The organism is Pseudomonas sp. 21LCFQ02 (assembly GCF_024129895.2).
Taxonomy (GTDB): domain Bacteria; phylum Pseudomonadota; class Gammaproteobacteria; order Pseudomonadales; family Pseudomonadaceae; genus Aquipseudomonas.
The window spans coordinates 5,695,189-5,721,493 of sequence record NZ_CM178749.1; the positions used below are offsets into that span (position 1 = coordinate 5,695,189).

The window sequence follows — 26,305 nt, forward strand, 5'->3', positions numbered from 1 at the left end:
GGCTTATACTCTCGCGCCTTTTTTACATCCGAGGATTTCATCATGGCCGACGCCATTCTCAACCATCATCTGGCTCTGCTGACCCACCTGCGCAGCATTCTGGTTGCCTTGGGCGAGGCCGAGCAGGTGGAAGAAGCCAACCACGCGCTGTTCATGGAGCGCTTCGACGAGTTGATCGAGCAACTGCCGCAAGACCCGCTGCAAAGCCAGTATCTGGGCCAGGACCTGATGTGCCAGGTGATTCAACGTTACCCGCAGATCGCCCACCTGGTGCCTCGCGACCTGCTGTGGTTCTTCGGCGGCGACTGCCTGCACTTCATGCCAGATGAAGAGATCGACCTCTATCAGGCCCTGGAGGAGCGTCGCTTTGAAGCCGAAGAAAATGACGAACCCTTCGACTGGGCTCAGGAAAAACAGCTGCTGTCGCTGAACACCCAAGGGCCGTCGCACTGATTGCAGGAGTGGCCGGGCGGTGCTCCGCTTTAGCCGCGCAGGCAGCGCCATGGTTTTTGGGGGAAAGAAAAAGGGGTCGTGATCGACCCCTTTTGTTTGCCTGAAGAATCAGTCCAGGCTCGACAACAAGTCTCTGGCCATCTGCTGATGCGCCTCGTCGCCGTATTCAACCACCTGTTCCAGCAGCCGCCGCGCGCCGTCAACGTCACCTTCATCGATCATCAACTGAGCCTGATTGACTTGAGTCAGCGGCTCTTCGTCCAGTTCCATCAGGTCGAATTCCATGCCGTCGTCGTCGGCAAAGCTGTCGAGAAATGCATCGTCCAGCGCGTCATTGCCGACGGGCTCGACCAGTTCGATGGGTTGGATGTTCTGCTCATCCAGCCCGGAAAACCCCTCCAGCCCGTCCAGCAGATCAAAGCCCGACAGCGACTGATCGACACCGGAGGGCGCGATGATCTCGATAGAATCATCTGCACCATAATCCAGGTCCAGGGAATCACCCGCCTCAAGAGCTTGCGCGGACTCGACAGACGCCCCCCGAAACGGCTCGTCATCGAGTTCGAAAACTTCCGGCAATTCGGTAAGGTTGGATGCAAAGTGCGGATCCAGCGGTGCAGCCTCGGGCACCTCGGCCTTGCCATGGTGCGCTGGTTTGTCAAACGGATCGACCAGATCCCAGTCAGCGTCCATGGACAAATCATCCAGGTTCAGCTGGAACTCATCGTCGTGCTCCGGATTGAGCGCAGCGGCTGCAGTTTCGTCCAGTTGTGCCGGGGCCTCGGGCTTCGGCTGCGCGGGTTCAGCAACTGCCGGTCCGACCATCGCGGTAACCGCAGCAGCCGCCGCTGCGGCGCCCACGGCCACCCCTGTGGCGGCAACGGCGGGTGATGGTTTGAGCTGCGGGTAACGATCACGTATTCCCTGGATCTGTTCACGACTCAGGCCATGTTCCAATGCTGCCTGCTCTTGCTGCTCGAATCCCGCAATGTCGCCCTGCTCGCCAAGCAGCTCAAGAATACGTTCGCGAACATCTGCTCGCTCAGGTTGCTTGCTCAGGGCATCACGCAAGATAGCCAAGGCTTCATTAAAACGTCCATAAGCGATGTAGATGCTCACACCATCCAACGCATCCGGCGCCGCCCCGGAAAGACGCTGGCTGCTCGTTACCTTGTTCAACGACGCGCCTTTACTGGCGCTCTGCGCAGGCGCGGCAGCCGGAGGCGCGACGACAGGAACTTCGTAGACAGGCAGCGCCACCGCTTGAGCCGGCTTGATCAGCCGCTCGTCACTGGCGGCGGGCTCAATATGCTCAGACGTCGACACGCTCTGGCGACGTTGGCGCAGCCGCAAACCGAGGATCAACAGCAGCAACGCTGCAACCACACCGAGTAACACCGGCAGGCTGAACAGAGGATTGTCGGTGCTGGCCTGTTCAGCTGCGGGCGCAGCGGCTGGCGCAACCACAGCAGCAGGTGCCGCCGGGTTACCGGCAATCGCTCGCGTGCTCAGGTCCGGAGCCTGAGCGGCGTCACGCATTTCGGCCAGCCGGGCCTGCAAGACAGTGACGGCCTTGTCGCGCTCGAACACCTGTTCCTGCAACGCGCGATTGAGGCTCTTCAAGTCTTCGAGCTGTTGGTTTTCAATGGCATCGGCAGCCAGTTGCGCCGCTTTCTGGGCATCCGCCACAACAGGCACTGCAACGGCGTCAGCGGCTGACGGTTCGACTGCAGGCGGTTTGGGAACTACCGCAGCGTCTGGTAACAGCAGGTTTTGCCCGGCCCGCAGGGCACTGCCCGCGCCAGTCGGAAATGCCTGCGGGTTGAGCGCCTGGATGCCGTCTGCCAGTTGCGCCGCCGAACCGTTGCTGCCGGGGCCCTGCAACCGGCGAGCGATGCTGTTGAGCGTGTCGCCGTCGGTAACGATGTAATGCTTGCCCTGCACCGCCATGGGGGGCGCCTTGGGCATGCGCGAATCCTGCACGGTTGTTTCTTGAAGCGGCTTGCGGTTACGCGTCGCCGCCAGGCCCTCGGGGGTGTTGGCCGGATCGAGCAACAAGGTGTATTCGTGCAGCAGGTCACCGTTGGGTCTGGACAACTGCACGACAAAGCTCAGGTAGGGTTCTACCACAGCCTTGTTCGACGAGACCTGTATATAGCCACTATTGCCGCGGATGACCGGCGTAAAGCGCAGGTCATTGAGGAAGAAGACCCGTTCTATACCCGCTTTGGTGAATGCGTCGGGTGAAGCAAGCTTGACGACGATGTCTTCAGGGTCGAGGCCAGCGGTCTCAATCAACTGAATCTCGGCGTTCAACGGCTGGTTGAGCGCCGAGTGCAAACGGATCTCGCCCATCCCCAATGCCGCGGCCATACCCGACCAGCCCAGCGAGCAAAGCGCTACCCACATCGCCAACCCGTGGCGACGTCCGCCCGCTTTCAGGGCAACTTTTACGCCGCGCTCCACTCTGTTCAGCATGCGACCCCTTATGGAAACCGGTCCTGGCTTCCCGCATTGAATTGCGCCCAAGTATGAGCGAGAACCCGGTGCCACGCTTCAGGTTCTTTCCAGGTTTTCCAGTATGCGCGCATGCACACGCATGCAAAGTTGCAGTTCTGTTTCATCGACACCGGTGAGCAACTCGGCGCGCAGAGCATTGGCGATGGATTCGATCTGCGCGATCAGCGGCGCGGCGCTGTCGCAGAGCAGGATCTTCTTCGCCCGACGGTCTTCGACAACCGCCTGGCGGCGAACCAGGCCTTGGGTTTCAAGGCTGTCGAGCAGGCGGGCCAGGGTCGGCCCTTCGACGCCGACGCTTTGCGCCAGCTCACGCTGGGTCGGCGCCTCATCATTGAAGCGGGCCAGATGCAGCAGCACCAGCCAGCGGGCCTGGGACAAGCCCAGCCCCGCCAGACGCCGGTCCAGCTCGGCGCGCCAGCCACGGGTCATCTGGGCCAGTTGCATCCCGAAGCGGTGTTCATCAGTCAAAGGCATAACAAACTCATGGTTAATCTAATTATTAGCCAGCTAAGCATGGCCTCTGGCCGCGATCAAGCGCAGCGCCGAGACCTTTCGTCGCAACCTGTTACGCCTCGAACTCCGACTGCAGGGCGGCACGCACGCAATACAACACCCCTTCAGGGACCCGACCGCTGAATTGCGCGGCCACATCGCTGACCGCCGGCAGCTCGCCCTCGCCGTCGAGAAACGCGTCCTGGATTTCTTCTTGCAGTTCGGCTTGCAGATCAAGCGCCTGCTCAAGCGACAGTTGCTGGCCGGCAATGGCTTCAGCCAGCAGGCTGTAGACATTCTTTTCCGAGCATTGCAACTGCCCGGCGATCTGAATCGGGGTCATGCCGGCACGGGCCAGACTGATCAGTTCGTGGCGCAGGTCGGCCACCACCTTGGGCGCCTCGGCCTGACCACTGAGCACTTCAAGGAAGGCTTCGCCGTAACGCTCCAGCTTGCGCGCGCCCACGCCACTGACCCTGGCCATCTCGGCCATGGAGCGTGGCTGACCCCGGAGCATTTCCAGCAGGGTCGAGTCCGGAAAGATAACGTACGGCGGCACCCCATGCTCTTGCGCCAGGCGTCGGCGCAGGGCACGCAGCGCGTCCCACTGTTCGCGCTCTTCACCACGCACCAGTTGGCTGGCCGGGCTACCGCTGCCGCCGCTACTGCGGCTGGTACTGGTCTGGGTCTTGAGATCGCGGCGCAGTTCTAGGCTGACCTCACCGCGCAGCAAGGGCCGGCAACTGTCGGTCAGGCGCAGCCCGCCGTAACCTTCCAGGTCGATATCGGCCAGGCCACGGGCGACCAGTTGCCGGAACAAGGTGCGCCACTCACCTTCCGAGCGGCTTTTGCCAACCCCGAACACCGCCAGATGCTGATGACCGAAGTTCTGCACCTTGTCGGTAGACTTGCCGAGCAAGACGTCCACCAGATGGCCCACCCCGTAGCGCTGGCCGGTCCGGTAGATCGCCGACAGCGCCTGGCGGGCAGGCTCGGTGGCATCCCAGGTCTGCACCCCGTCGACGCAATTGTCACAGTGCCCACAGGGTTGTGGCAGCTCTTCGTCGAAGTAGGCCAGCAGTGCCTGGCGTCGGCAGCGAGTTTCTTCACACAGTGCCAGCATGGCATCGAGCTTGTGCTGCTCCAGGCGCTTGTGCCGCTCGTCGCCCTCAGAGTTTTGCAGCATTTGCTTGAGCATCAGCACATCCTGCAGGCCGTAGGCCATCCAGGCGTCAGCGGGCAAACCGTCACGCCCTGCGCGGCCGGTCTCCTGATAATAAGCTTCCAGCGACTTGGGCAGGTCCAGGTGCGCGACAAAGCGCACGTTGGGCTTGTCGATGCCCATGCCAAACGCCACGGTGGCGACCATGATCAGGCCTTCCTCGTTAAGGAAGCGCCGCTGGTTGCTGGCCCGGGTCTCGGCGGGCAGGCCGGCGTGGTAAGGCAGCGCCGGGTAGCCGCTGTTGCTGAGAAACTCGGCCACTTCCTCAACCTTTTTGCGCGACAGGCAATAAACAATACCGGCATCACTGCGCCGCTCGGACAGGAACGCGAGCAACTGCTTGCGCGGCTGCTCTTTGGGCACGATGCGATAAAAGATGTTGGGCCGGTCGAAGCTCGACAAAAAGCGCTCGGCATTTTGCAAATGCAGACGGGTGACGATCTCTTCGCGGGTCCGCTTGTCGGCTGTAGCCGTCAGGGCGATGCGCGGCACATCGGGAAACAGCTCGGCCAGTTGACCCAGTTGCAGGTATTCGGGACGGAAATCATGACCCCATTGCGATACACAGTGCGCTTCATCAATAGCGAACAGCGCAATATTGAGGTTCTGCAGGAACGACAACATACGCGGCTGAACCAGCCGCTCGGGCGCCAGGTAAAGCATTTTGAGCTGGCCCTGGCGCATGCGCGCGGCCAGTTCACGCTGCTGCTCGGCGCTCAGGGTCGAGTTCAGCGCGGCGGCCGACACCCCCAGTTCATCGAGGGTCGCCACCTGGTCGTCCATCAACGCGATCAGCGGCGACACTACCACGCAAAGGCCGTCGCGCAACAGGCCGGGCACCTGGAAGCACAGCGATTTGCCGCCGCCGGTGGGCATTAACACCAAAGCATCGCCGCCGCTGGCCACGCGCTCGATAATCGCACCCTGGCGCCCCCGGAAGCTGTCGTAGCCGAAGATGTCCTTGAGAATGCGTTGAGCCTGTTCGAGCATAAAAACCCCGGGTTGTGCTGCTACAACAGGCCGCGTCGGTCGAGCCGCGCGGCTACAAACGCGTCAGTATACCCGAGCGCCCTACTCAGCGGAGGCTCTGTACATCAGCTGTCAATATTGCCCGGCAGTGCTCACGCTGCTGGCGCCCAGGCCGTTGAGAGCCTAGAATTTGGCATCGTTTATTTCCAAGGTAGTCCGTCAATGTCCTTCGCTGAGCAACTTACCCGCCTGCAAGTCTTCCTTGATGCAGATGATCTGCACGATGAAGCACTGGACTACGTGGCCGCCCATGGCTACCTGACCGCCCTGTCAATCTGCTCGGAGCAGGTGCCTGAGCGCGAGTGGATCGAAGCACTGTTCGCTGAGCCACCGCACTACGCCAGCGACGCGCAGCGCGAAGAAATCGAAACCACTCTGGTCTTGTTGCAAGCGCATATTGCCCGCCAATTGGCCTCGGACGAAGAGTTCGAACTGCCTTGCGACCTGGACCTGGGCGACGACCCGGACGACTCGGAACTACGCGGCTGGTGCATCGGCTTCATGGAAGGCGTGTTCCTGCGCGAGAACGCCTGGTTCGAAAGCGCCGAGGAAGAAGTCAGTGAAATGCTGCTGCCGATCATGGTCGGTTCGGGCCTGTTCGACGAACAACCGGAATTCGCCGACATCGCCCAGGACGCCGGCCTGATGGACGACATGATTGTCCAGATCCCTGAAGCCCTGACAGCCCTGTTCCTGCTGTGCCAGGCACCGGAAGAAAAACCGGCAATCCTCAAGCCTCGCCACCACTGAGTTGGTCACCCCGTCATCGCGCACCCGCTCACACGGGCTGGTGCGCTATGCACTGCTGGCGATCGGCTGGCTGAGTGTCCTGCTCGGAATCATCGGCATCTTCCTGCCGGTGCTGCCCACCACTCCCTTCCTGTTGCTGGCCGCGGCGTGTTTCGCGCGCAGTTCGCCGCGATTTTACCGCTGGCTGGTCGAACACCCGCGCCTGGGCCCGTGGATCCGGGACTATCTGGAAGGTCATGGCATTCCGCTCAAAGCCAAGGTCTACGCCATCGGCCTGATGTGGTTCAGCATCGGGGTGTCGTGCTGGTTCGTGCCGCTGACCTGGGTGCGCGTGCTGTTGCTGCTCTGTGCGTTATTAGTCAGCCTATGGATTGCAACCCAGAAAACCCTGCCACCGCGCCGCTAGACACGGTATTGGTCTTTCAGGCCTGCCTGCGCGTTGGCAAAACCGCTATAAGCGTTATGCAAAAAACGTCTGACCTTCGCGCAAAGTTGTTCTTAGCTGTTGTTACGCCGCTGTAACGCCCAAGACCGTTGCAGCGCGTGGACATCACCATTGATCAAGGACAACCCCATGCGTGACCTCCCTCCCCTGTACAGCGCCATCCTGCGTGCCCTGGCCGAAGCGTTGGCTGCCAACCTGCCGAACCGCAGCCCCGAGCGGCACGATGCTGCGCCAACGCTCAGAGACTGCACCCCCGCGCAGCACGCCAGCGATCAGCGGCCTGCGTAACTATTTTTTCTTGCTGTCGCGGGCAAATGCCGCTTCCAGCGCTTCGTTGAGGGTACGCAGCACCTTGACCCGCGCCCAGCGCTTGTCGTTGGCCTCCACCAACGTCCACGGCGCAATCGAGGTGCTGGTGCGGTCAACCATGTCACCGACTGCGCGGCGATATTGCGGCCATTTTTCGCGGTTGCGCCAATCGTCTTCGGTGATTTTGTGGCGTTTGAACGGGATCTCTTCCCTGGCCTGAAAACGCTCCAGCTGGGTCTGCTCGTCGATCGCCAGCCAGAACTTGACCACCACCACCCCGGCGTCGGTCAACTGCTCTTCGAAGTCGTTGATCTCGCCGTAGGCGCGTAACCAGTCGGTCTCGCTGCAGAAGCCCTCGACTCGCTCGACCAGCACCCGGCCATACCAGGAGCGATCAAACACGGTGAACTTGCCGCGTGCCGGGATCTGCCGCCAGAAACGCCACAAGTACGGCTGGGCGCGTTCGTCTTCGGTCGGCGCGGCAATCGGCACGATGTGGTACTGGCGCGGGTCCAGCGCCGCCGCCACGCGGCGGATCGCGCCGCCCTTGCCGGCCGCATCGTTGCCTTCGAACACGGCCACCAGCGCATGGCGTTTCATGCGTTTGTCACGCATGTTGCGCGACAGACGCGCCTGCTGGGTGATCAACAGATGCTCGTACTCATCCTTGTCCAGTTGCTGGTTCAAATCGAGGCTGTCGAGCAGGGTCAGTTCATCGTCATGGGTGCCGCGCGGTCCGACCGCCAGCGCCTGGGGTTCGACTGGCGGGGTGTTCAGCGCCGCCTGCATGCCTTCGAGCAGTAAACGGCCAACGGTCAGGCTGCGATAGTTGGCATCGGCGCCTTCGATCACATGCCAGGGCGCATATTCACGGCTGCTGCGGCGCAGCACCCGCTCGCCGAAGCGCACAAATTTGTCGTAGGTCTTGGACTGCTGCCAGTCCAGCGGGCTGATGCGCCAGCTGTGCAGCGGATCGTCGCGCAGGCTTTTGAGGCGTTGTTTCATCTGTTTACGCGACAGATGGAACCAGAATTTGAAGATGATCGCGCCTTCATCGCTGAGCATCTTTTCCAGCCGCTCCGCGCCGCTGATCGCCTGGTCGAGTTGCGCGTCCTTGAGCAGGCCATGCACCCGGTCCTGAAGCATCTGGCTGTACCAGTTGCCAAAGAAAATGCCCATCCGGCCCTTGGCCGGCAATTGTCGCCAGTAGCGCCAGGCCGGGGGATGATCGAGTTCTTCGTCGGTCTTCTGGTCGAAGGTGCGCACCTCGATGAAGCGTGGGTCCATCCACTCGTTGAGCAATTTAACCGTCTCGCCCTTGCCGGCGCCCTCGATGCCATTGATCAGCACAATGATCTGCCGCCCGGCCTGCTCATGCAACTCGTACTGGGCTTCAAGCAATGCCTCGCGCAACGCGGGCACCTGCTCGTCGTACGCCTGCTTGTCGATGGCATGGCCGATTTCAGCGGATTCGAACATCCTGGAACTCCCTTTACGAATCTTCGTTGATAGCGCTTTGCCCATTAAGACCATCAATTCGCCCGATGGGTCAATCCGTTCAGCCTGCGACCGGGTAAAATGCCGCCTCGTCCACCGCAGAGCCCGCCATGACCGCCCCCTTCCAGAACGCCCAGCTCAGCTGGGACGAAAACGGCAACCCACGCTCCAACGCCTTCGATGACGTGTATTTCGCCACCGATGCGGGCCTGGAAGAGACCCGACATGTGTTTCTGATCCAGAACGACCTGCGCGCCCGCTTTACGGCCTTGCCGGCGGACGGGCGGCTGGTCATCGGCGAAACCGGGTTCGGCACCGGGCTGAACTTCTTCTGCGCCTGGCAGTTGTTCAACGAGTGTGCACCGGTCGGCGCACGCCTGCATTTTGTCAGTGTCGAGAAGTACCCCCTCAGCCATGCCGACCTGCAACGCGCCCTGGCGCTGTGGCCTGAACTGGCTGCGCAAGCCGGGCAATTACTGCACCAGTACCGAGCCATTCATCCAGGCTTTCAGCGGCTGCTGTTCGACGACGGGCGTATTACCCTGACCCTGCTGATTGGCGATGCGCAGCAGATGCTGGAACAACTGGACGGGCGCATCGACGCCTGGTTTCTCGATGGTTTTGCCCCGGCTAAAAACCCTCAGATGTGGAACGAGCAGCTGTTTGCGCAACTGGCGCGGCTGTCGGCGCCCGGCACCACGCTGGGCACTTTCACCAGCACCGGCTGGGTGCGCCGGGCGTTGGGGGCGGCCGGTTTCAAGATCAAGCGCGTGCCGGGCATCGGCCATAAATGGGAAGTCATTCGCGGCGCCTTTATCGGTTGGCCCGACGAAGCCGAGGCGCCCCCTGCGGTCAAACCCTGGTTCGCCCGCCCACCGCGGCCTGCCGGTGAACGCAAAGCCCTGGTGATCGGCGGCGGCCTGGCCGGTTGCAGCACGGCACGCAGCCTGGCCGTGCGTGGCTGGCAGGTCAGCCTGCTGGAGCGTCATGAACAGTTGGCCAGCGAAGCCTCGGGCAACCCGCAGGGCGTGCTGTACCTCAAGCTTTCAGCCCATGGCACGGCGCTGTCGCAACTGATCCTCAGCGGCTTCGGCCATACCCGGCGCCTGCTGGAGCGTTTGCAGCGTGGCAGCGACTGGGACGACTGCGGCGTGCTGCAACTGGCGTTCGATGACAAAGAGGCGCAGCGCCAGGCAAAACTGGCCGAAGCCTTCCCGGCCAGCCTGTTGCACGTGCTGGACCAGCACGCCGCCGAACAACAGGCCGGGGTGAGCCTGCCCGGCGGCGGGCTGTTCTACCCCGAGGGCGGCTGGGTGCATCCGCCGGCGCTGTGTCAGCAACAGGTCGAGCACCCGAATATCACGGTTCTGACCCACCACCAGGCGCTGGATCTGCGCCACGAAGATGGCCTGTGGCAGGCTTGGGCCGATGACCGGTTACTGGCCAGCGCTGCGGTGGTGGTTCTTGCCAATGCCGCCGATGTGCAGCGCTTTAGCCAGAGTGCCGAGCTGCCGCTCAAACGGATTCGCGGGCAGATCACCCGCCTGCCGGCGACCGCCGCCAGCCAGGCGCTCGCGACTGTGGTCTGCGCCGAAGGGTACGTGGCGCCGGCGCGTGGCGGCGAACATACCCTGGGCGCAAGCTTTGACTTTCATAACCAGGACTTGAGCCCGACCCTGGCCGAACATCAGAGCAACCTGCAATTGCTGGAGGACATCTCGCCGGACCTCAGCCAGCGCCTGCATGGCGCCGGTCTGGACGGCGCGCAATTGCAAGGCCGGGCAGCCTTTCGCTGCACCAGCCCCGATTATCTGCCTATCGTCGGCCCGCTGGCTGACGGGCAGGCGTTCGCCCACACTTATGCGGCGCTGAGCAAAGACGCCCGCCAGGTCCCGCCCCTGGCCTGTCCATGGCTCGACGGCCTGTACGTCAACAGCGGCCATGGTTCACGAGGGTTGATCACCACACCGTTGAGCGCCGAATTGCTCGCGGCCTGGCTGGACGACGAACCGTTGCCGCTGCCGCGCAGTGTGGCCGAGGCCTGCCACCCCAATCGCTTCGCGCTGCGCAGCCTGATTCGTGGGGGCAAAAGCTAGATTCGGCGGGTTTTTGTAACAGGCATTTGCACAGGCGGCTTTGACCTGAGCGGCGATAAGCCCTACGGTGGTTACCTGCACACGCTGAAAAACGGAGACTCGCATGCTGTTTCGTCAACTGTTCGACAGCCAGACATCCACTTACAGCTACCTGCTCGCCGATCAGGGTCAGGCGCTGCTGATCGACCCGGTCAAAGAGCATCTGGACGATTACCTGCGGTTGATTTCCGACCTTGATCTGCGCCTGATCATGGCTATCGACACCCACACGCACGCCGACCACATCACCGGCCTGGGTGATCTGCGCGATGCCACCGGCTGCAACACCGGCCTGGGTCAGGAAAGCCACGTGCCTTGCGCCAGCTTCAACTTCCATGACGGCCAGAGCCTGGCCTTTGGCAGTCGCGAATTGAAGGTCTGGCATACGCCGGGGCACACCAGCGATTCGTACTGCTTTCTGCTCGCCGCCCGCGGCCGCCAACCGGCCTGGTTGTTCAGCGGCGACACGTTGCTGATTCGCGGCAGTGGCCGCACCGACTTTCAAAATGGCAGCGCCCGCCAGCAGTGGGCCAGCCTGCAACGCCTGCTGGACCTGGGCGACGACACGCTGGTGTTCCCGGCGCACGACTACAAGGGCTGGACCTGTTCGACCATTGGCGAAGAGCGCCGTCACAATCCGCGCCTGCAAGTGGCCAATGCCGAAGAGTACGCCGCGCTGATGGACGGCCTGCACCTGCCGCCACCCCGCTTGCTGGACGTGGCCCTGGCGGCCAATCGGGCTTGCGGGCAAAACTGACCGCTCATAGAGAACCGCGCCATGCTGCAGGTTGACGACCTCATCAAGCACTACCCCACCGCCCAGGGGCCGCTGCAAGTGCTTGATGGCGTGAGCCTGCAACTGGCGCCTGGCGAAAGCCTGGCGTTGATGGGTGAGTCGGGCAGCGGCAAGAGCACCCTGCTGCACCTGATTGCCGGCCTGGACCGACCAGACAGCGGCTGTATTGCTGTCAACGGCCAGCGTCTGGACGGCTTGAATGAATCCGCTCTGGCGCGCTGGCGGCGCAGCGGTATCGGCCTGGTGTTCCAGCAGTTCAACCTGATCGGCAGCCTCAAGGTGGCAGACAACCTGGCCTTTCAGGCGCGTCTGGCCGGGCGCCACGACCGCGCCTGGCAAGCGCAACTGGCACAGCGTCTGGGTCTCAATGGCTTGCTGGATCGCTATCCCGAGCAACTGTCTGGCGGCCAGCAACAACGGCTGGCCATCGGTCGCGCACTGGCCGCACGGCCGGCCTTGCTGCTCGCCGACGAGCCGACCGGCAATCTCGACGAAGCCAGCAGTGACGACGTCATGCAACTGCTCATGGAGCTGTTGGCCGACAGCCCCACCAGCCTGCTGATGGTCACCCACAGTCCGCGCATCGCCGCGCGCCTGGCTCGCCGGGTGGTATTGCATAACGGGCGGCTCGACGACGCCGCAGCCCACTGAGATGAGCGCACTCGGCTGGACGCTGTGCGCCCTGCTGAGTCACTGGCGGCGTCATCCGGTGCAGTTGGCCGGCGTGCTGGTCGGCTTGTGGCTGGCAACCGGGTTGCTGACCGGCGTGCAGGCGCTCAACAGCCAGGCTCGCGACAGTTATCAGCGCGCCAGTCAGTTGCTCGGCGGCCAGGCCCAGAGCTGGCTGGTCAGCCCCGACGGTGGGCCATTTTCCGAGCGGTTGTTTGTCGAACTGCGCCGGGCCGGCTGGCCGGTGTCGCCGCAACTGCAAGGCCGGGTCAGCCTCAACGGTGAGCGCCTGCAACTGCTCGGCATCGAACCGTTGACCCTGCCACGTGGCACTGCGTTGGCGGGCCAGACGCTGGGCAACGACCAGTTGCTGAATTTCCTGCGCCCGCCCGGCGTCACCTGGATCGCCAGCGATACGTTGCGGGCGCTGGGTTTGCAGGAAGGCCAGCAACCAGCACTGGACAACGGCCAGCGCCTGCCGCCATTGCAAAGCGTCGCAACGATGCCACCGATGCTGCTGTTGACCGATATCGGCCAGGCGCAAGCCCTGCTGGCAATGCCCGGGCAAGTCAGCCGCCTGCTGCTGGCCAGTGACTTCGCCGCCACCCAGCCAGAACTGCTCCCGCGGTTTGCCGACCGGTTACGCCTGCAGCACGGTGATGCCAATGACGACCTGGCGCGCTTGACCGACAGTTTCCACCTCAATCTCGATGCCTTGGGGGCTTTGGCTTTCGTGGTCGGCCTGTTCATTGTCCATGCGGCTATCGGCCTGGCGCTGGAACAACGTCGCGGCCTGCTGCGCAACCTGCGCGCTAGCGGGGTCAGCGTGCGCATGCTGGTGGCCGCGCTGGCCCTGGAGCTGGTCGGCATGGCTGGGCTGGCCGGCATCGCCGGGGTGTCCAGCGGCTTTGTGCTGGCCAGCCTGTTGCTGCCTGACCTGGCCGCCAGCCTGCGCGGCCTGTATGGCGCACAGGTGGCCGGGCAGCTGAATCTGGGCGCGGGCTGGTGGCTGGGCAGCCTCGGCGTGGCGCTGCTCGGTGCCCTGCTCGCCGGCACCAGCAGCCTGCTACGCGCCGCCCGCCTGCCAGTGCTGGCGCTGGCCCGTGCTCAGGCCTGGCGTGAAGCGCATCAACGCTGGCTGCGCCATCAGCGCCAGATTGCCCTGGCGGGTCTGGCGGTGGCGCTGGGCGCCGGGTTCGGTGACAGCCTGATCAGCGGTTTTGTGCTGGTCTCGGCACTGTTGCTCAGCGCGGCGCTGGGCCTGCCGGTGATTCTCGACGGGTTGCTGGCGGTGGCTCTGCGCCGTAGCCATTCGGTGCTGGGTCAATGGTTCATTGCCGATTGCCGGCAGCAGTTGCCGGCCCTCAGTCTGGCGTTGATGGCGTTGTTACTGGCGATGGCCACAAGCATCGGCGCCGGCGGCATGACCGCAGGCTTTCGCCAGACCTTCAACACCTGGCTGGAGCAGCGCTTGAGCGCCGAGTTGTACGTCACCGTCGCCACCCCGCAACAGGCCCGTACCCTGCCCGACTGGCTGGCGCAACAATCGGGGGTCAGAGCGGTACTGCCGGACTGGCAAGTCAGTGTGCGCCTGCAAGGCTGGCCAGCCGAACTGCATGGGGTGATCGACCATGCGCATTACCGCGAGCATTGGCCGCTGCTGTCAGCCAGCGCCGAGAACGCCTGGCAGCAACTGGCGCAACAGGACAGCGTGATGCTCAGCGAACAATTGGCCCGGCGTCTGGGCCTGGACGTTGGTGACTCGCTGGAAATCCCGGTACCGCAAGGGCGCTGGCACCCACGCATCATTGGCCTGTATGCCGACTACGGTAATTCACGTGGCCATTTGCTGGTCGATTCGCGGCAACTGTTACAGCACTGGCCCGACCTGCTGCCTGGCCGTTTCAGCCTGCGTACCGAGCCGCAGGCCGCTGGCGTGTTGAGCGCCGCGTTGCAACAACGCTTCGGCCTCGACGATAGCCGGATCGTCGATCAGCAGCAGCTTAAAGACTGGTCCGGTAAAGTCTTCGAACGCACCTTCGCCGCCACTGCGGCGCTCAATAGCCTGATCCTTGGCGTGGCGGGCATTGCGCTGTTCATCAGCCTGCTGACGCAAAGCCAGGATCGTCTCGGGCAACTGGCGCCACTCTGGGCATTAGGGGTCGACCGTCGTCGTCTGGTAGTGCTCAATCTTGCCCAGACCTGGCTGCTGGCCAGCCTGACTTTGCTGGCCGCTGTGCCGCTGGGCGTGCTGCTGAACGGGTGCCTGAACGCGGTGATTCAGGTCCAGGCGTTTGGCTGGCGGCTGCCCACTCAGCTGTTCCCGCTGCAATGGCTGAACCTCACGGCGCTGGCCCTGCTCGCCACCTTGCTGGCCTCGGCCGGGCCGCTCTGGCGGCTGTACCGCAGCCAGCCCACCGACCTGCTCAGGAGCTTTGATCGTGACCAGTAGCTGGCGTTTTGGCGTGCTGAGCCTGTTGCTGCTGGCCGGCTGTGACGACAAGCCGCCAGCAGAACAGGGCTTTGCCGGCATGGGTGGGCAGGCTGATGGCTACACTCAGGTCACTGCGGGTCGGCCGTTCAGCTTTCCTGCCGATCACGCCCCGCACCCGGGCTTTCGCATTGAATGGTGGTATGTCACGGCCAACCTGCAAGACCCGCAAGGCCGGCCCTTCGGCGTGCAATGGACGCTGTTTCGCAATGCCCTGCAGCCCGGCAGCAGCGGCGCCGGCTGGCAAGACACCACGCTCTGGATGGGGCACGCGGCAGCCACCTCCGCCACCTCGCATCACGCTGCCCAGCGCCTGGGACGCGGCGGTGTCGGTCAGGCCGGCGTCAACCTGACACCGTTCGCGGCCTGGATTGACGACTGGTCAATGACCAGCAGCGCCAGCGAACCGATGCGCGACCTGCACCTGCAAGCCAGCGCTGCCGCTTTCAGCTACACGCTGCACCTGACCAGCGAACGCCCCATGGTGCTGCAGGGCGAGCACGGCTACAGCCGCAAGTCCGAACAGGGCCAGGCATCGTATTACTACAGCCAGCCGTTCTACACGGTTAAGGGTCAATTGCAGATTGACGGCCAGACTCATCAGGTCAGCGGCCAGGCCTGGCTGGACCGGGAATGGAGCAGCCAGCCGCTGACCGCCGAGCAGAACGGCTGGGACTGGTTTTCTCTGCATCTACAAGATGGCACACGGCTGATGCTCTACCGCATCCGTCGCACCACCCGGCCGGCCTACCTGATCGGCAGCTGGATTGCGCCGGATGGCCAGATCCAGCCACTCACTGGCGATGACATTCGTCTTGCGCCGCTGAACGAAACCCGCGTGGCAGGCCGGAGCCTGCCGACCCGCTGGTCGATAGAAATCCCCGGCAAGAACCTGTCGATCATCACCGAGGCCCTCAACGCCAAGGCGTGGATGGACCTGGACGTGCCTTACTGGGAGGGGCCGGTGCGTGCCAGCGGCAGCCAGAGCGGGGTCGGGTATCTGGAAATGACCGGGTATTGAACGGTGGTTTGCGGTCAGGCGCAATATTGTTCAGTTAGGCACCATAGCTCCCACAAAGGTATACGGCGCCTAAACGAACAGTATTGAGTCTTCGCTGGGAACACTTTCCAAGGAGCAGCGTGATCAAAAAAGCCAGAAGCCCCCGGCAGTCGACCTGGCTAGCCAGCCTGGCGCAGCCGCCTCAGAACCCGGTCTCGCGCCAGATCACTACCAATACCGAACGCAGGAAGCTTTGCGCCAGCGATTGCCAGTCACCGGCAATCACCACCTTGCCTCGCCAGCTTTGCAGTTGCGCCAGTTCTGGCGGTTGCTCGCTGCTCAGCGTCACCCGGTACACCGCCCGCTCCGGGATCAGTTTGCCGTGTTTGTCGCGGGTCATCACCGAGCCGCCGGCGGCGCTGGACAGCTCACCATTGAGCAATTGCCGGGTGGCATCCTGTTCGATGGCCTCCACCCGCAACGACAGGCTCAGGTCAGCGCGGCCGTCGGCGTAGAAGCGCGCACGGTCACCAACCTTGATCCGCCTTACATCGTCCTCATCCAGATAAGTTTCCACCCGCCAGATACCGGGCTGCACCAGGGTCGCCAGACGCTCGTGGGCACTGACCCAGACACCGGGCTTCAGACCCGGTTCGAGGTTGTACAGCACGCCATCGAACGGCGCACGCGGCGCATAGCGCGCCAGTTCGGCCTGAACACTGGCCAGTTCGGCACGCGCCGTGCTTTCCTGTTGTGCGAGCAACTGCATGTTCTGCCGCAAAGCGGGGTCGATGCCGGTATTGGCCGCCTGCTGACGGATCGTCTCAAGCTGAGTGCGGGCCAGGCTCCAGCGCCGCTGCAGGTCCGGCGAGGCCAGTTCGAGCATGACCTCACCGGCCCTCACGGGCTCACCATTGGCCTTGCTCAGGCTGACCAGCTGCGCGCCGGCCGGCGCATGCACCGGAAAACTCTCTGCCGGGCGCAACAGCCCCGAAGACCCAACCCGCGTCGGCAACGGCACCACCAGCAACAGCACCAGCGGCAGCACAATCAATGCCAGCCGCCATAGCCCCCGGCGGCTTCCCTTGAGCGTCAACAACTGCGGCCACAGACGCACTTCCTTGATCAACGGCATCAACACGAACCAGCCTATTTCAACGATGAACAACACAATGCCCACGGCCTTGATGAAGAAGTGGTAAACCAGCACCGCGATACCCAGAAACAGCACCAGCCGGTACAACCACGTGGCGTAGGCGAACAGAATCAGCCCCAGGGTTTTACTCGGAGAAAAATACTCCGGCGGCTCAAGCCCCAGGCCAAACAGCTTTTCGCGCATGTGCCAGCGCGCCAGGGCAAACGAGCGGCCATGCAGGTTGGGCATGTCCAGCCAGTCAGACAACAGGAAGTAACCGTCAAAGCGCATGAACGGGCTGGTATTGATGGCAAGCGTCGCAATCCAGGTGGTGGTCGCCAACATGAACGCGCACGACTTGGGCAGGCCATCGGGCAGCAGCGCCCAGGCCAGGGTCGCCCAGGCCGCGACCACCAGTTCGGTCGCCACCCCCGCCGAAGCCACTGCCAGACGCTGCTTGTGGCGGGCCAGCTTCCACACCTCGTTGGTGTCGGTGTAGGCCATCGGGAACATCACCAGAAATGCCACACCCATCGCCGGGATCCGGCAGCCATAGCGCTTGGCGGTGTAGGCATGCCCCAGCTCGTGAAGGATCTTGATCAGCACGATGGTCACACCGTAACCGGCCAAGCCTTGCCAGGAAAAGGTATCGATCAGGGTGGAGGTGAAGCGGGTCCATTCGCGTTCGACCAGAATCAGCCCCAACACCAGCACCATCAGGGTCAGCCAGGCAAAGCCCTTGCTGAACAATGGCGCCACCCAACTCTGGGTGCGTTGCAACCAGGCATCCGGGCGCACCAGCGGCACCCGGAAGAACAGATAACCGTGCAACAGGTTGTGCCAGAAACCGCCCTTGCGCTGACGCACCTGCGCGGCCATGGCTGTGGCACTGCCGGGCAGGCGCTGCAACAACTGGTTGTCGTGCAGGAAGCGGGTGAACTCCAGCACATCTTCCGCGAGCACCTGCAGCGTGGTCTGGCGCGAGATGTCCGCTGCAATCGCTGCGGCCTCAGCCATCTCCCAACGCGAAATGATTTCGAAGCTCAGCCAGTCGATGCGGAAAAACTGGTTGCGGATCGGGTCGTGCAAGGTCCAGCTCGGTTGCCCGTCGCTCAGGGCGGGACCTGGAAACAACGCCAGTTCCTCGCGCAGCGGCGCCATGACCGGCGGCGCCGCAGGCCCGGCGGCCGCAGCGGCCATGACCGCCACCTCAGACCCCCAGCATCTGGCGCACCGCGGCCAGCGGGCGACGCAACACCCAGTAAGCCAGCGGCACCTGCTCGGCACTCAGCCTGACCGTGCCTTTGAGGCCCACACGCTGATCAGTGGTGGCATCCAGGGTGGCCCGCACCCGATAGGCGTAGCTGCCGTCGGGTTGCTGCTCGGCGTCGTGGGCGATATAGCGCAACCGGGCGGCCACGGGTGTCAGCGGGCTGGCATTGAGGTACAGCCTGACCGGTGCTCCGGCCTCCAGCGGGATCGCATCGCCCACCGCCAGCCAGGCCTGGATTTCGACATCCTGCGGCAGTGCGATGCGCATGATCCGCTCACCGGTGGTCACCGGTTTGCCAATCCACTCACTGGGGTCATCGAACAGCGCAATACCGTCCTGTGGCGCCACCACCCGCGAGCGTTGCAACTGGCCTTGCAGGTAGTCGGACTCGGCACGGCGCTCTTCGATCTTGCCGGCCAGAATGGCCAGCTGTGACTTGGCCTTGGGGTCGTAGACCGCCATCTGCGCGGTTTGCCGGTACTCGGCCTCGGCGGTGACCAGCGCTTGCCGGGCCACCTCCAGGCGGCTGGTCAGTGCCGCCTCGTCAAAGGTGAACAACGGCTGGTCCTTGACCACCTGCTGATTGGGCTCAACCATAAACGCGCCCAGCACACCATCCATCGGCGCCCGCAAGGTGGCCGGGTTGGCCGGCACAAGTTCGCCAGGTGCCAGTACCGTCAGGTGAATCGGCAGGCACCCCAGGGCGATGATCAGTCCAGCCAGCAATGCCAGACGACGCGGGCGCCGCCAGCTACGGCGCAGCCCCGCCAGCCGGCGACGCCATGACGGCGGCTCGCTGCGCAGGCGCGCCTCGAACGCGTGCTGCAACACATCACGCCATTCATCCAGCAACGCCACCTCAATGGGCTGCCAGGGCGTGTCGCGCATCAGCAGCAAGGCCCCTGTGGTGGCCTCACCCGACATCGGCAGCCACAGCAGGTACACCGGCAGCCAGTCACCCCACTCACGGGCCAGTGCCTCAGGCACATCAACGGAGGTGACCTGGCGAGGCCCCTGCCCTTGTGCATGCAGCGCCCGGCACAGTTGTTCCAGCCACTGCACATAAGGTGCGTTGGCTTCCTTCTGCACCACGCCCGACAGCGCCCTTATCCCTTCTTGCTCGAACCACAGCGCCGCCTGGCGATAGGGCACCAGCGCATGACCTTCGTTGACCGCCAGAAAGTCCAGCTCGACGCTGTCGCTGGCATGCCTGGCCCGGCGAGCCAGGCTCAGCAGCAGGTCCAGCGCCGCGGCCGACACGCCTTGCGGTGGCTGCGGCGAAGACAAATCGGTCATGCGCCCGCCGTAGCCAGCGACGGCGCCCGCTTGGCCGCGGCACGCAGTTGCTCAGACAAACCGCTACGCCCGCTTGGCGCTTCGGCACGGCCATTCGCACCCGTACTGCCCTGGCCATTGACCCGGAAGTTAGCTTCCGCAGTGCGACCATTCTGGTCACGGGCCTGGACCTTGATCACCAGTTCGCCATTGAAATTTTCCGGCGGACGGCCTTCGAACTGGCCGCTGGCTGCGTTGAAGCTCAACCAGGCCGGCAGCGGCCGCCCATCGGCCAGGGTGGCACGCAAGGTGATGCCGGGGTTCTGCTCGGTGTGGGCGAAGGCATCGGCCGGTACGGTGAAGTTCCAGGTCTGGCCAGCGCTCAGCTGCTGGTCAGCAACGCCGCTCAGCACGCGCAGGCCTGGCTGCTCAGAGACCAGCGACACCACCTGGAAGCCGCCACGGCCAACATCGGTCAGGCCGCTGCTCAGTGCTGGCGAGCTGATAAAGCTTGAGCCCTGGCGCTGAGCACTGTCGTTGAGTGGATTGACGAAAACGCCCAAGGTAGCGCCGGAAACCGGCGACTGGGTGAAGCCGGCTTGAGCGCCAGTAGCGGAACCCGCTGCTTCGACGATACTGCGATTGGCCCCCTCAGGGCGCGAAATCTCTATCGCCGTCAGAGTGCTGACACCGCCAAGCTGCTGCTCAGTAATCAACTGGTTGGCATTGACCGTAGCTCCCGTATCCGCCAGTACGCTGCCGGACCCGACGCTCGGCAGAACAACGTTCGTGGCAGGCGCCAGCACTGGCGGCAACGGGGTCGGTGTGTTCGGCACCTGCGGATCAGCGATCTGCACCGGCGGGGTCACCGGATCAACCGGCGGTGTCACAGGTGGCGTGACCGGCGGCGTCACCGGTTCAGTCGGTGGCGTAACAGGCGGCGTGACGGGTTCGGTCGGTGGTGTCACCGGTGGCGTGACAGGCGGCGTTACCGGCTCGGTTGGCGGGTTGACTGGTGGTGTGACGGGCGGGGTCACCACCGGTACAGCACTGGTACGCACGGTAAAAGTCAGGCTCGCCGAAGCGTTGCTCAGGTCCGTCGCCGTGACGGTCAAGCGGATATCACCCACGGTGGTCGGGGTGCCGGTAAAGGTACGGGTGGCGGGGTCAAAGCTCAGCCAGGCCGGCAATGCTCCGCCGCCCATCAGGCTGGCACTCCAGGTCAGCGAATCACCGGCATCGACATCGGTGATCATGCCGTTGGGGAACGTATAGGTCCACGGTGTGCCTTCGGTCACCTCGCGCACGCTGACGATGCCATTGACCTCAGGTGCGTCGTTGGCACCGCGAATGGTAATGGTCAGGGTCGAGGTACTGGTGGCCAGGGTATTGTCGGCGATCGTGTATTGGAAGGTGTCGGTCAGGGTGTCAGCCGTGGTGCGCAATGCCTGCACCGCCGCGCTGTTGTTGTTCACCACGTAGCTGTAGCTGCCGTCGCTGTTGAGCGTCAGGGTGCCATAGGTCCCGGTGAGCGGGCTGCCCACGGTGCCCCCTCCCACCGCGGTCACCGTGCGTACATCACTGCCGTCATCGTTGGTAAGCACGTTGCCGGTCGGGTTAACGCCCGGCGTGGCATTGCTCACCCCGCCGGCCTCGGTGGCGAGCGCCGTATCAGGGTTGGCTGCTGGCGGCACATAAGCATTGACCGCAATGCTGTAGCTGCGCTCGAACGAGTTACCGCCGCTATCGGTGCTGCGCACGCGTACCGAATAGATACCGGCGGTGAGCGCCTGACTGCTCACCCGCAGCTCATCACCGACCACCGTGAACCTGGCGTTGTCGGTGGAGCCGGTGCCAGCGACCAGCGTGTAGGTAAAGGAGTCCACCACACTCAGGTCGGTGGTACTCAGTGTCCCGACCACCGCGTTGGCGCTGTTGGCGCTTTGCAGGCTGGTGTTGCTCAGTTGCATGCCGCTCGGCGCATTGGCATTGATTGAGTCATTGGACTGGGTAATGGCCGTGGTCCAGGTGGCGGTATTGCCTGCAGCATCCATCAAACCGACGTTCACCGGCAGGCTGGCCGAGCCGGCGTAATCGGTGCCGCCATCGGTCACCACGTATTGCGCTCTGTAGAGAGTGCTACTCATGGGTGTCAGATTGACCAGCGAATATCCGGCAACAGTACTGCCCGGGGCGAGGGTGTAAGGCACGCCGCCATCGTTGCTCACGGTCAGCGTCACGGTGATAGTGTCACCGACCCGTTGTGGCACGTCGGGCCCCTGCAGATTGCTGATCACCGGCGCCACGCGGTCCACGGTGTAGGTCTGGCCGGTAGTGAAGCCGCCGCCGATAGCGGTATTGCTACCCGACACGATGCCGGTGTTGGAGCCTTTGAGATCAAGGCGCAAGGTACCGTCACCGGCCAGGCTATTGACCGTCACTTGCCGGGTATTGCCTGTCCCGCTCACCGAGTCAATAACGCCAGAGGCGTTACCACTGGTGGTCGTCAGGATGAAATCGCTGGTGTCGACCCCATCGACTGCCACGTTGAAGGTCACGTTGTAGACGATGCTGGTCGTCGAGGCGAGCACCACCTCGGCCGAAGCACGATCGATCGAGCTGACTGCTGGCACGACCCCGGCAACGGTCGCTGATGGCCCGCTGAACAGGGTTTCCAGGGTGCCACCGTTATCCGTGTAGGTAACCTTGTCGCGCACCGACTTGCCGACCTGATCGCTGCCCAGAACAAAGCTGGCAGCGTTGGCGCCGTTGATGTCTGACCAACTGCCGTTGGCAAACTCCTGCCATTGGTGGTTGAACGTGACGCCTGACAGGCCATCGACATCGACAATGCCCGAAGTGCTGGCCGTCAGGGTCTGGCCCTCCTGAGCGCTGCCAGTGACGGTCGGACTTCCCGAGGGTGCGTCATTGACCGCCGTTACACTGATAGTGAAGGTCTTTTCGACGAAATTCACTCCACCATTGGCGGTGCCACCACTGTCGCTCAGCCGCACGGTAACAGTGGCGACCCCATTGGCGTTGGCCGCCGCAGTGAAGGTCAGGTCACCGGTACTCGGGTTTATCGCTGGCTGGACGCTGAACAGCGCGTTATTGCTATTGGTGGTGATAAACATCAGGGTCTGCCCGGACTCGTTGGCAGGCCCGACCGACAGATTGGTGGCCCAGCCCGCGATGGTCTGCGGCCCGGCGTCCTCCAGGACAGTCACATCGGCCCCCGCGGTGAAGTCCGGCGCATCGTTGACGCTGGTCACGCTGATGCCAATGGTGTTGGTGCTGGCCGCGAACGGCGTCGAGCCACCATTGCCAGACACATCCAGTCGCGAGGCGGTGCTGGTGCTGTAAGCACCAGCGAAGGTGTTGTCTATCGCTCGCACGCTCAACGCAGCCGGACTACCAAAGTAGTTGGCCGCCGGCAGAAAACGCAACTGCGTGCTGGCCGACAGCAGCAGGGCATCGGTATTGCTGACCGTACCGACCGCATACCAGTCGCTGCCATTGACCGAATACTGCCAGAGCCCATCGGTTACGGCATCGGCAGTGTTGGCCACTACAGCGATGCCACTGAGGCTGGAACCGGCATCGACATCAACGAAATTGAAGCCCGGCAGCGCATTGATCGCAGTACCGGCAGGGCTGCTCGCGTCTTCCAGAATCGCCGGCAAGGTCAGATTGCCCAGCCCGGTCGGTGCATCGTTGACCCCGGTGATGGTGATGGTAAAGGTCTGCGCCGCACTGGTGTCGACCCCGCCATTGGCTGTGCCGCCTGAATCTTTCAGGGTCACAGTAACCGTCGCAGTACCACTGGCGTTGGCAGCGGCGGTAAACGTCAGATTGCCATTCGCATCGATGGCGGGCTGAGTACTGAACAGCGCATTGTTATCGTTGCTGACGGTAAAGGTCAGGGTTTGCCCTGACTCGTTGCCCGGCCCGACACTGAGATTACTGGCCCAGCCAGTCACCGTTTGCGCACCGGCGTCCTCCAGCACGGTCACGTTACCGCCCTGGGTGAACGAAGGCGCGTCGTTGACCGCCGTGATGGTGCCGCTGATGGTTCTGGTCGCAGCAGAAATAAACGTGCTGCCACCGTTATTGCTGGTATCCATGGTAACGCGAGTTTGAGAAGCCGCTGCGCTACTGGTAGAACCCGGGAACGTATTGTCCAGCGCACGCACCGTCAAGGCCGGAGTGGTGCCGTTGTAGTCGGCCACCGGCACGAAACGCACCAGCGTCGCAGGCGAAAGTATCAGCCCGGAAGTATCGCTGACCGCACCGATCGCGTACCAATTGGTACCGCCATTGGTGGAGTACTGCCAGAGGCCTTCAGTTGCCAGGTTGGCCGGGTTGCCCACCACGATCAGGGCAGCCAGCGACGCATTGAGATCCGGGTCGGAAAAGGCGGCGCCAACGATGCTGGTGATCGATGTACCGTTGTTGCTGCTGGCGTCTTCGAGAACCGTCGGCACCGTCATGTTGCCGGTCAGGGTCGGCGCATCGTTGATCGAGGTGGCAACCACCGTGGTGGTGCTGTTAGTTACCGCCGGGTTGGTGCCGTCGTAGACCGACAACGTGAAGGTAGTGGTCTCGGTACTGCCAACCGCCAGCTTGTTATTGGCCGGCTGGTAGACCAGGGCGCGCAACGCAGCCTCCAGAGAAGCAGCACTGCCAGAGGTGCTGGTATAAGTTTTGCCACTATTGCTGCTGGTGAAACCCGCCGCAGAGGTAAAAGCCCCCTTGCTCGCATCATCCAGAGTGATAGTGACAGTAACGTTGCCGCCGGTGAGGGTCACACCGGAAAACGGCTGCAGCGTGGCATTGTCGTTGACCGGCTGGCTGGCGACGGTGCCGCTGATGGTCGGAGGAAGGGCAGTTGCCGCATCGCTGACAGCGATGCCATCAGCGGCCTTGACGACGGCCCTGTCGTTCCCGACGGTCCCCTCTGCGCCCTTACCGGCGACTGCAAGGTTATTTGAGACATCACTGCTGGTGACGGTCAACGTTGCACCACTGACACTGTGAATCCCGGCGTAGGCGTCGCCGCCTTTACCACCGACAGCATATACACCAAGAGGAGCAACGCCGTTAGGACCGCCGCCAGCACCGCCGCCACCGCCACCGCCTGCCGCCATGTTTCCGGTGACGGTGCTGCCGGTGATCGTCAGCGTGCCGGCATTGTAAATGGCTCCCACCGCCATTCCACCGTTGCCACCAATGGCGCTTTCACCCTGCCCGCCACCGCCGCCACCAATGGTCACGCCGTTGAGGGACACAACGCCGCCGTCACCACCAGTGGCGAAGCCGACATACACTTGAGCTTTGCCACCGGTGCCAGAGCCGACAACCGAAGAACCTCCGTTACCACCGAGCGGACGAGCATTGGCTGCGTAGGGGTCGCCAGCTCCCGCACCACCTTCTCCCCCACCACCAGCAGCGCCTTGGGTGGTAACACCGCCTGGATTATAACCAACAGTTGTGCTGTGGGTGCCGCCGCTGGCACCACCGTTTCCGGCGGCACCACTGCCGCCGCCACCAGCGCCACCGGAACTTGAACTGAGATGACCGCCGCCACCGCCGCCGCCTGTGGCCTTGTTGTTGATGATCGAGCTATTGACGATGCTCAATGTGCCCGCATTGTAGATGGCGCCACCCAAAGCGCCCTCAGCCGCGTTCGGAGTTGTCGTGGCAGCAGAATCGGTCTCTTCAACACTGTCGCCACCCCGACCACTGGCCATACCGTTGGTCAAGGTCACACCTTGCAGCTCAATACTGCCGGAGCCAGCATTGATATGCATGATCTGCGTATAGTTCTGGGCGTCGATCTTGAAACCATTACCAATGATGGTTGTCTTGAAGCCGTCATTGATCGAGAAGGTCAGGGTGAGGTCACTGCTACTGAAAAGAATATCATTGGCCAACGTGATGGTGTCAGCCTGGTTATTACCACCTGATGTTGTCAGCAAACCCTGCAACTGAGAGACACTCGTGGCACTGAACGAAGCCAGCGTGTAGTCATAGTCGGCCAACCGTGAAGTATTCAGCACCGCGGCACTGGTGAGGCTCCCGGTCGAGATCTCAAGATCCCAGTTGCCTCCACCGGCGAGATTACCCGTATCGTCATTCGAAGCGGCGACAACAGCACCCGTTGCATCTGCAAGGTTATGGATGAAGCTGTCACCCAGGCTGCCTGCGCCTACATCGCAACCATACAGAAGAATTTCGCCCCCGGACCGCAATGCAGTACCGATTGTCGTGAGCTCAGCGCGGTAGCGCTCCAGGTTGTCGCTGTAGAGCGCGCTGTTGCCCAATAGCAGCAACCCGTCACTGCCATGGGACACAATGCTGATCGAAGTCACATCGCGCATGTCCTTGAGCGCATCGGCGATCTGCACGATGCCGTCGCGCGCAGTATCAAGTACTACGACTTTCACGTCCGGCTGCGCCGCATCGACAATTTTTTGGTAATCACTGACCGCAGCGTCAACGAACAGCACTTTGCTGCCCGAACCGTTCTGAGGTTCACTGACGCCCTCAACCACCAGACGTTCCTCGCCCGCCGCCCTGGCTGTATCCGCATTCCGGCTGCCAGTCTGCGCTGCTGCGGCCTTGGCCAACTCGGCAATGTGCGATGCCGGCGCTTCGCCTGCTACTGCCGGCTTGGCCGCGTCGGCTGCGGTGGCAACGGCAGCACCATCAAACATGATCCTTGCTTCCAGCGCCAACGGCGAAGGCTTGCGACGCTGAAGAGCTCGGGGAGCGTTAGAGAAGGCCTGGGGCGGAGTATGATCTTTGCTCATGG

General features: G+C 63.1%; 16 protein-coding genes. 9 read left to right on the forward strand and 7 right to left on the reverse strand.

All coding sequences use genetic code 11. The features are described 5' to 3' along the window. Positions 1-42 precede the first annotated feature (42 nt). Positions 43-453 (forward strand): PA2817 family protein, encoded by a 411-nt coding sequence (locus tag NJC40_RS25720; RefSeq protein ID WP_045481171.1) that lies wholly within the window; start codon positions 43-45, stop codon positions 451-453. Positions 454-561: 108 nt separating this feature from the next. Here NJC40_RS25720 and NJC40_RS25725 read toward each other — a convergent pair whose 3' ends face one another. The 3 genes from NJC40_RS25725 to recQ form a co-directional block, all read right to left on the reverse strand. Then, positions 562-2,862 (reverse strand): FimV/HubP family polar landmark protein, encoded by a 2,301-nt coding sequence (locus NJC40_RS25725; RefSeq protein ID WP_253141978.1) that lies wholly within the window; start codon positions 2,860-2,862, stop codon positions 562-564. A 147-nt stretch (positions 2,863-3,009) separates the two neighbouring features. Beyond that, complete coding sequence (locus tag NJC40_RS25730; protein ID WP_253141938.1) at positions 3,010-3,447, reverse strand: MarR family transcriptional regulator; 438 nt, start codon at positions 3,445-3,447, stop codon at positions 3,010-3,012. Between the two features lie 91 nt (positions 3,448-3,538). Then, complete coding sequence (recQ, locus tag NJC40_RS25735) at positions 3,539-5,677, reverse strand: DNA helicase RecQ (protein WP_253141936.1); 2,139 nt, start codon at positions 5,675-5,677, stop codon at positions 3,539-3,541. A 201-nt stretch (positions 5,678-5,878) separates the two neighbouring features. On the opposite strand from recQ, the gene NJC40_RS25740 reads away from it, so the two are divergent. The 3 genes from NJC40_RS25740 (at position 5,879) to NJC40_RS25750 (ending at position 7,199) form a co-directional block, all read left to right on the forward strand. Continuing rightward, positions 5,879-6,466 (forward strand): UPF0149 family protein, encoded by a 588-nt coding sequence (locus tag NJC40_RS25740; RefSeq protein WP_045481178.1) that lies wholly within the window; start codon positions 5,879-5,881, stop codon positions 6,464-6,466. Between the two features lies 1 nt (position 6,467). Then, positions 6,468-6,872, forward strand: a complete 405-nt coding sequence (locus NJC40_RS25745) for a YbaN family protein (RefSeq protein WP_253141933.1) — start codon at positions 6,468-6,470, stop codon at positions 6,870-6,872. A gap of 168 nt (positions 6,873-7,040) precedes the next feature. Further along, positions 7,041-7,199, forward strand: a complete 159-nt coding sequence (locus tag NJC40_RS25750; protein ID WP_158497577.1) for a hypothetical protein — start codon at positions 7,041-7,043, stop codon at positions 7,197-7,199. Here the strand turns inward: NJC40_RS25750 and pap are convergent, their stop codons facing one another. Further along, on the reverse strand, positions 7,200-8,699 hold the full coding sequence (pap, locus tag NJC40_RS25755; RefSeq protein WP_045481184.1) for a polyphosphate:AMP phosphotransferase: 1,500 nt from the start codon (positions 8,697-8,699) through the stop codon (positions 7,200-7,202). Between the two features lie 128 nt (positions 8,700-8,827). On the opposite strand from pap, the gene mnmC reads away from it, so the two are divergent. The 5 genes from mnmC (at position 8,828) to NJC40_RS25780 (ending at position 15,829) form a co-directional block, all read left to right on the forward strand. Beyond that, positions 8,828-10,813 (forward strand): bifunctional tRNA (5-methylaminomethyl-2-thiouridine)(34)-methyltransferase MnmC2/FAD-dependent 5-carboxymethylaminomethyl-2-thiouridine(34) oxidoreductase MnmC1, encoded by a 1,986-nt coding sequence (mnmC, locus tag NJC40_RS25760; protein ID WP_253141932.1) that lies wholly within the window; start codon positions 8,828-8,830, stop codon positions 10,811-10,813. A gap of 103 nt (positions 10,814-10,916) precedes the next feature. Beyond that, positions 10,917-11,609, forward strand: coding sequence for an MBL fold metallo-hydrolase (locus tag NJC40_RS25765; RefSeq protein ID WP_045481191.1), 693 nt, complete (start codon positions 10,917-10,919; stop codon positions 11,607-11,609). Between the two features lie 21 nt (positions 11,610-11,630). Next, positions 11,631-12,299 (forward strand): ABC transporter ATP-binding protein, encoded by a 669-nt coding sequence (locus NJC40_RS25770; RefSeq protein WP_253141928.1) that lies wholly within the window; start codon positions 11,631-11,633, stop codon positions 12,297-12,299. 1 nt (position 12,300) lies between these two features. Continuing rightward, positions 12,301-14,769, forward strand: coding sequence for an ABC transporter permease (locus NJC40_RS25775; RefSeq protein ID WP_253141925.1), 2,469 nt, complete (start codon positions 12,301-12,303; stop codon positions 14,767-14,769). Further along, entirely contained in the window at positions 14,759-15,829 is a 1,071-nt protein-coding gene (locus NJC40_RS25780; protein ID WP_045481200.1) for a lipocalin-like domain-containing protein, read from the forward strand. The genes NJC40_RS25775 and NJC40_RS25780 overlap by 11 nt, the downstream gene beginning before the upstream one ends. Positions 15,830-16,010: 181 nt before the next feature. On the opposite strand, the gene NJC40_RS25785 is transcribed toward NJC40_RS25780, so the two are convergent. Genes NJC40_RS25785 through NJC40_RS25795 form a run of 3 tightly spaced genes read right to left on the reverse strand, consistent with a single transcriptional unit; the run spans position 16,011 to position 26,303 of the window. After that, entirely contained in the window at positions 16,011-18,143 is a 2,133-nt protein-coding gene (locus tag NJC40_RS25785) for a site-2 protease family protein (protein ID WP_253141922.1), read from the reverse strand. A gap of 10 nt (positions 18,144-18,153) precedes the next feature. Next, positions 18,154-19,512: an efflux RND transporter periplasmic adaptor subunit gene (locus NJC40_RS25790; protein WP_045481203.1), complete on the reverse strand. Its 1,359-nt coding sequence runs from the start codon at positions 19,510-19,512 to the stop codon at positions 18,154-18,156. Continuing rightward, the gene (locus tag NJC40_RS25795; protein ID WP_253141920.1) at positions 19,509-26,303 is read right to left on the reverse strand and encodes a DUF4347 domain-containing protein; all 6,795 of its coding nucleotides are present in this window, start codon (positions 26,301-26,303) and stop codon (positions 19,509-19,511) included. Before NJC40_RS25795 ends, NJC40_RS25790 begins: the two co-directional genes overlap by 4 nt. Positions 26,304-26,305: the final 2 nt, after the last annotated feature.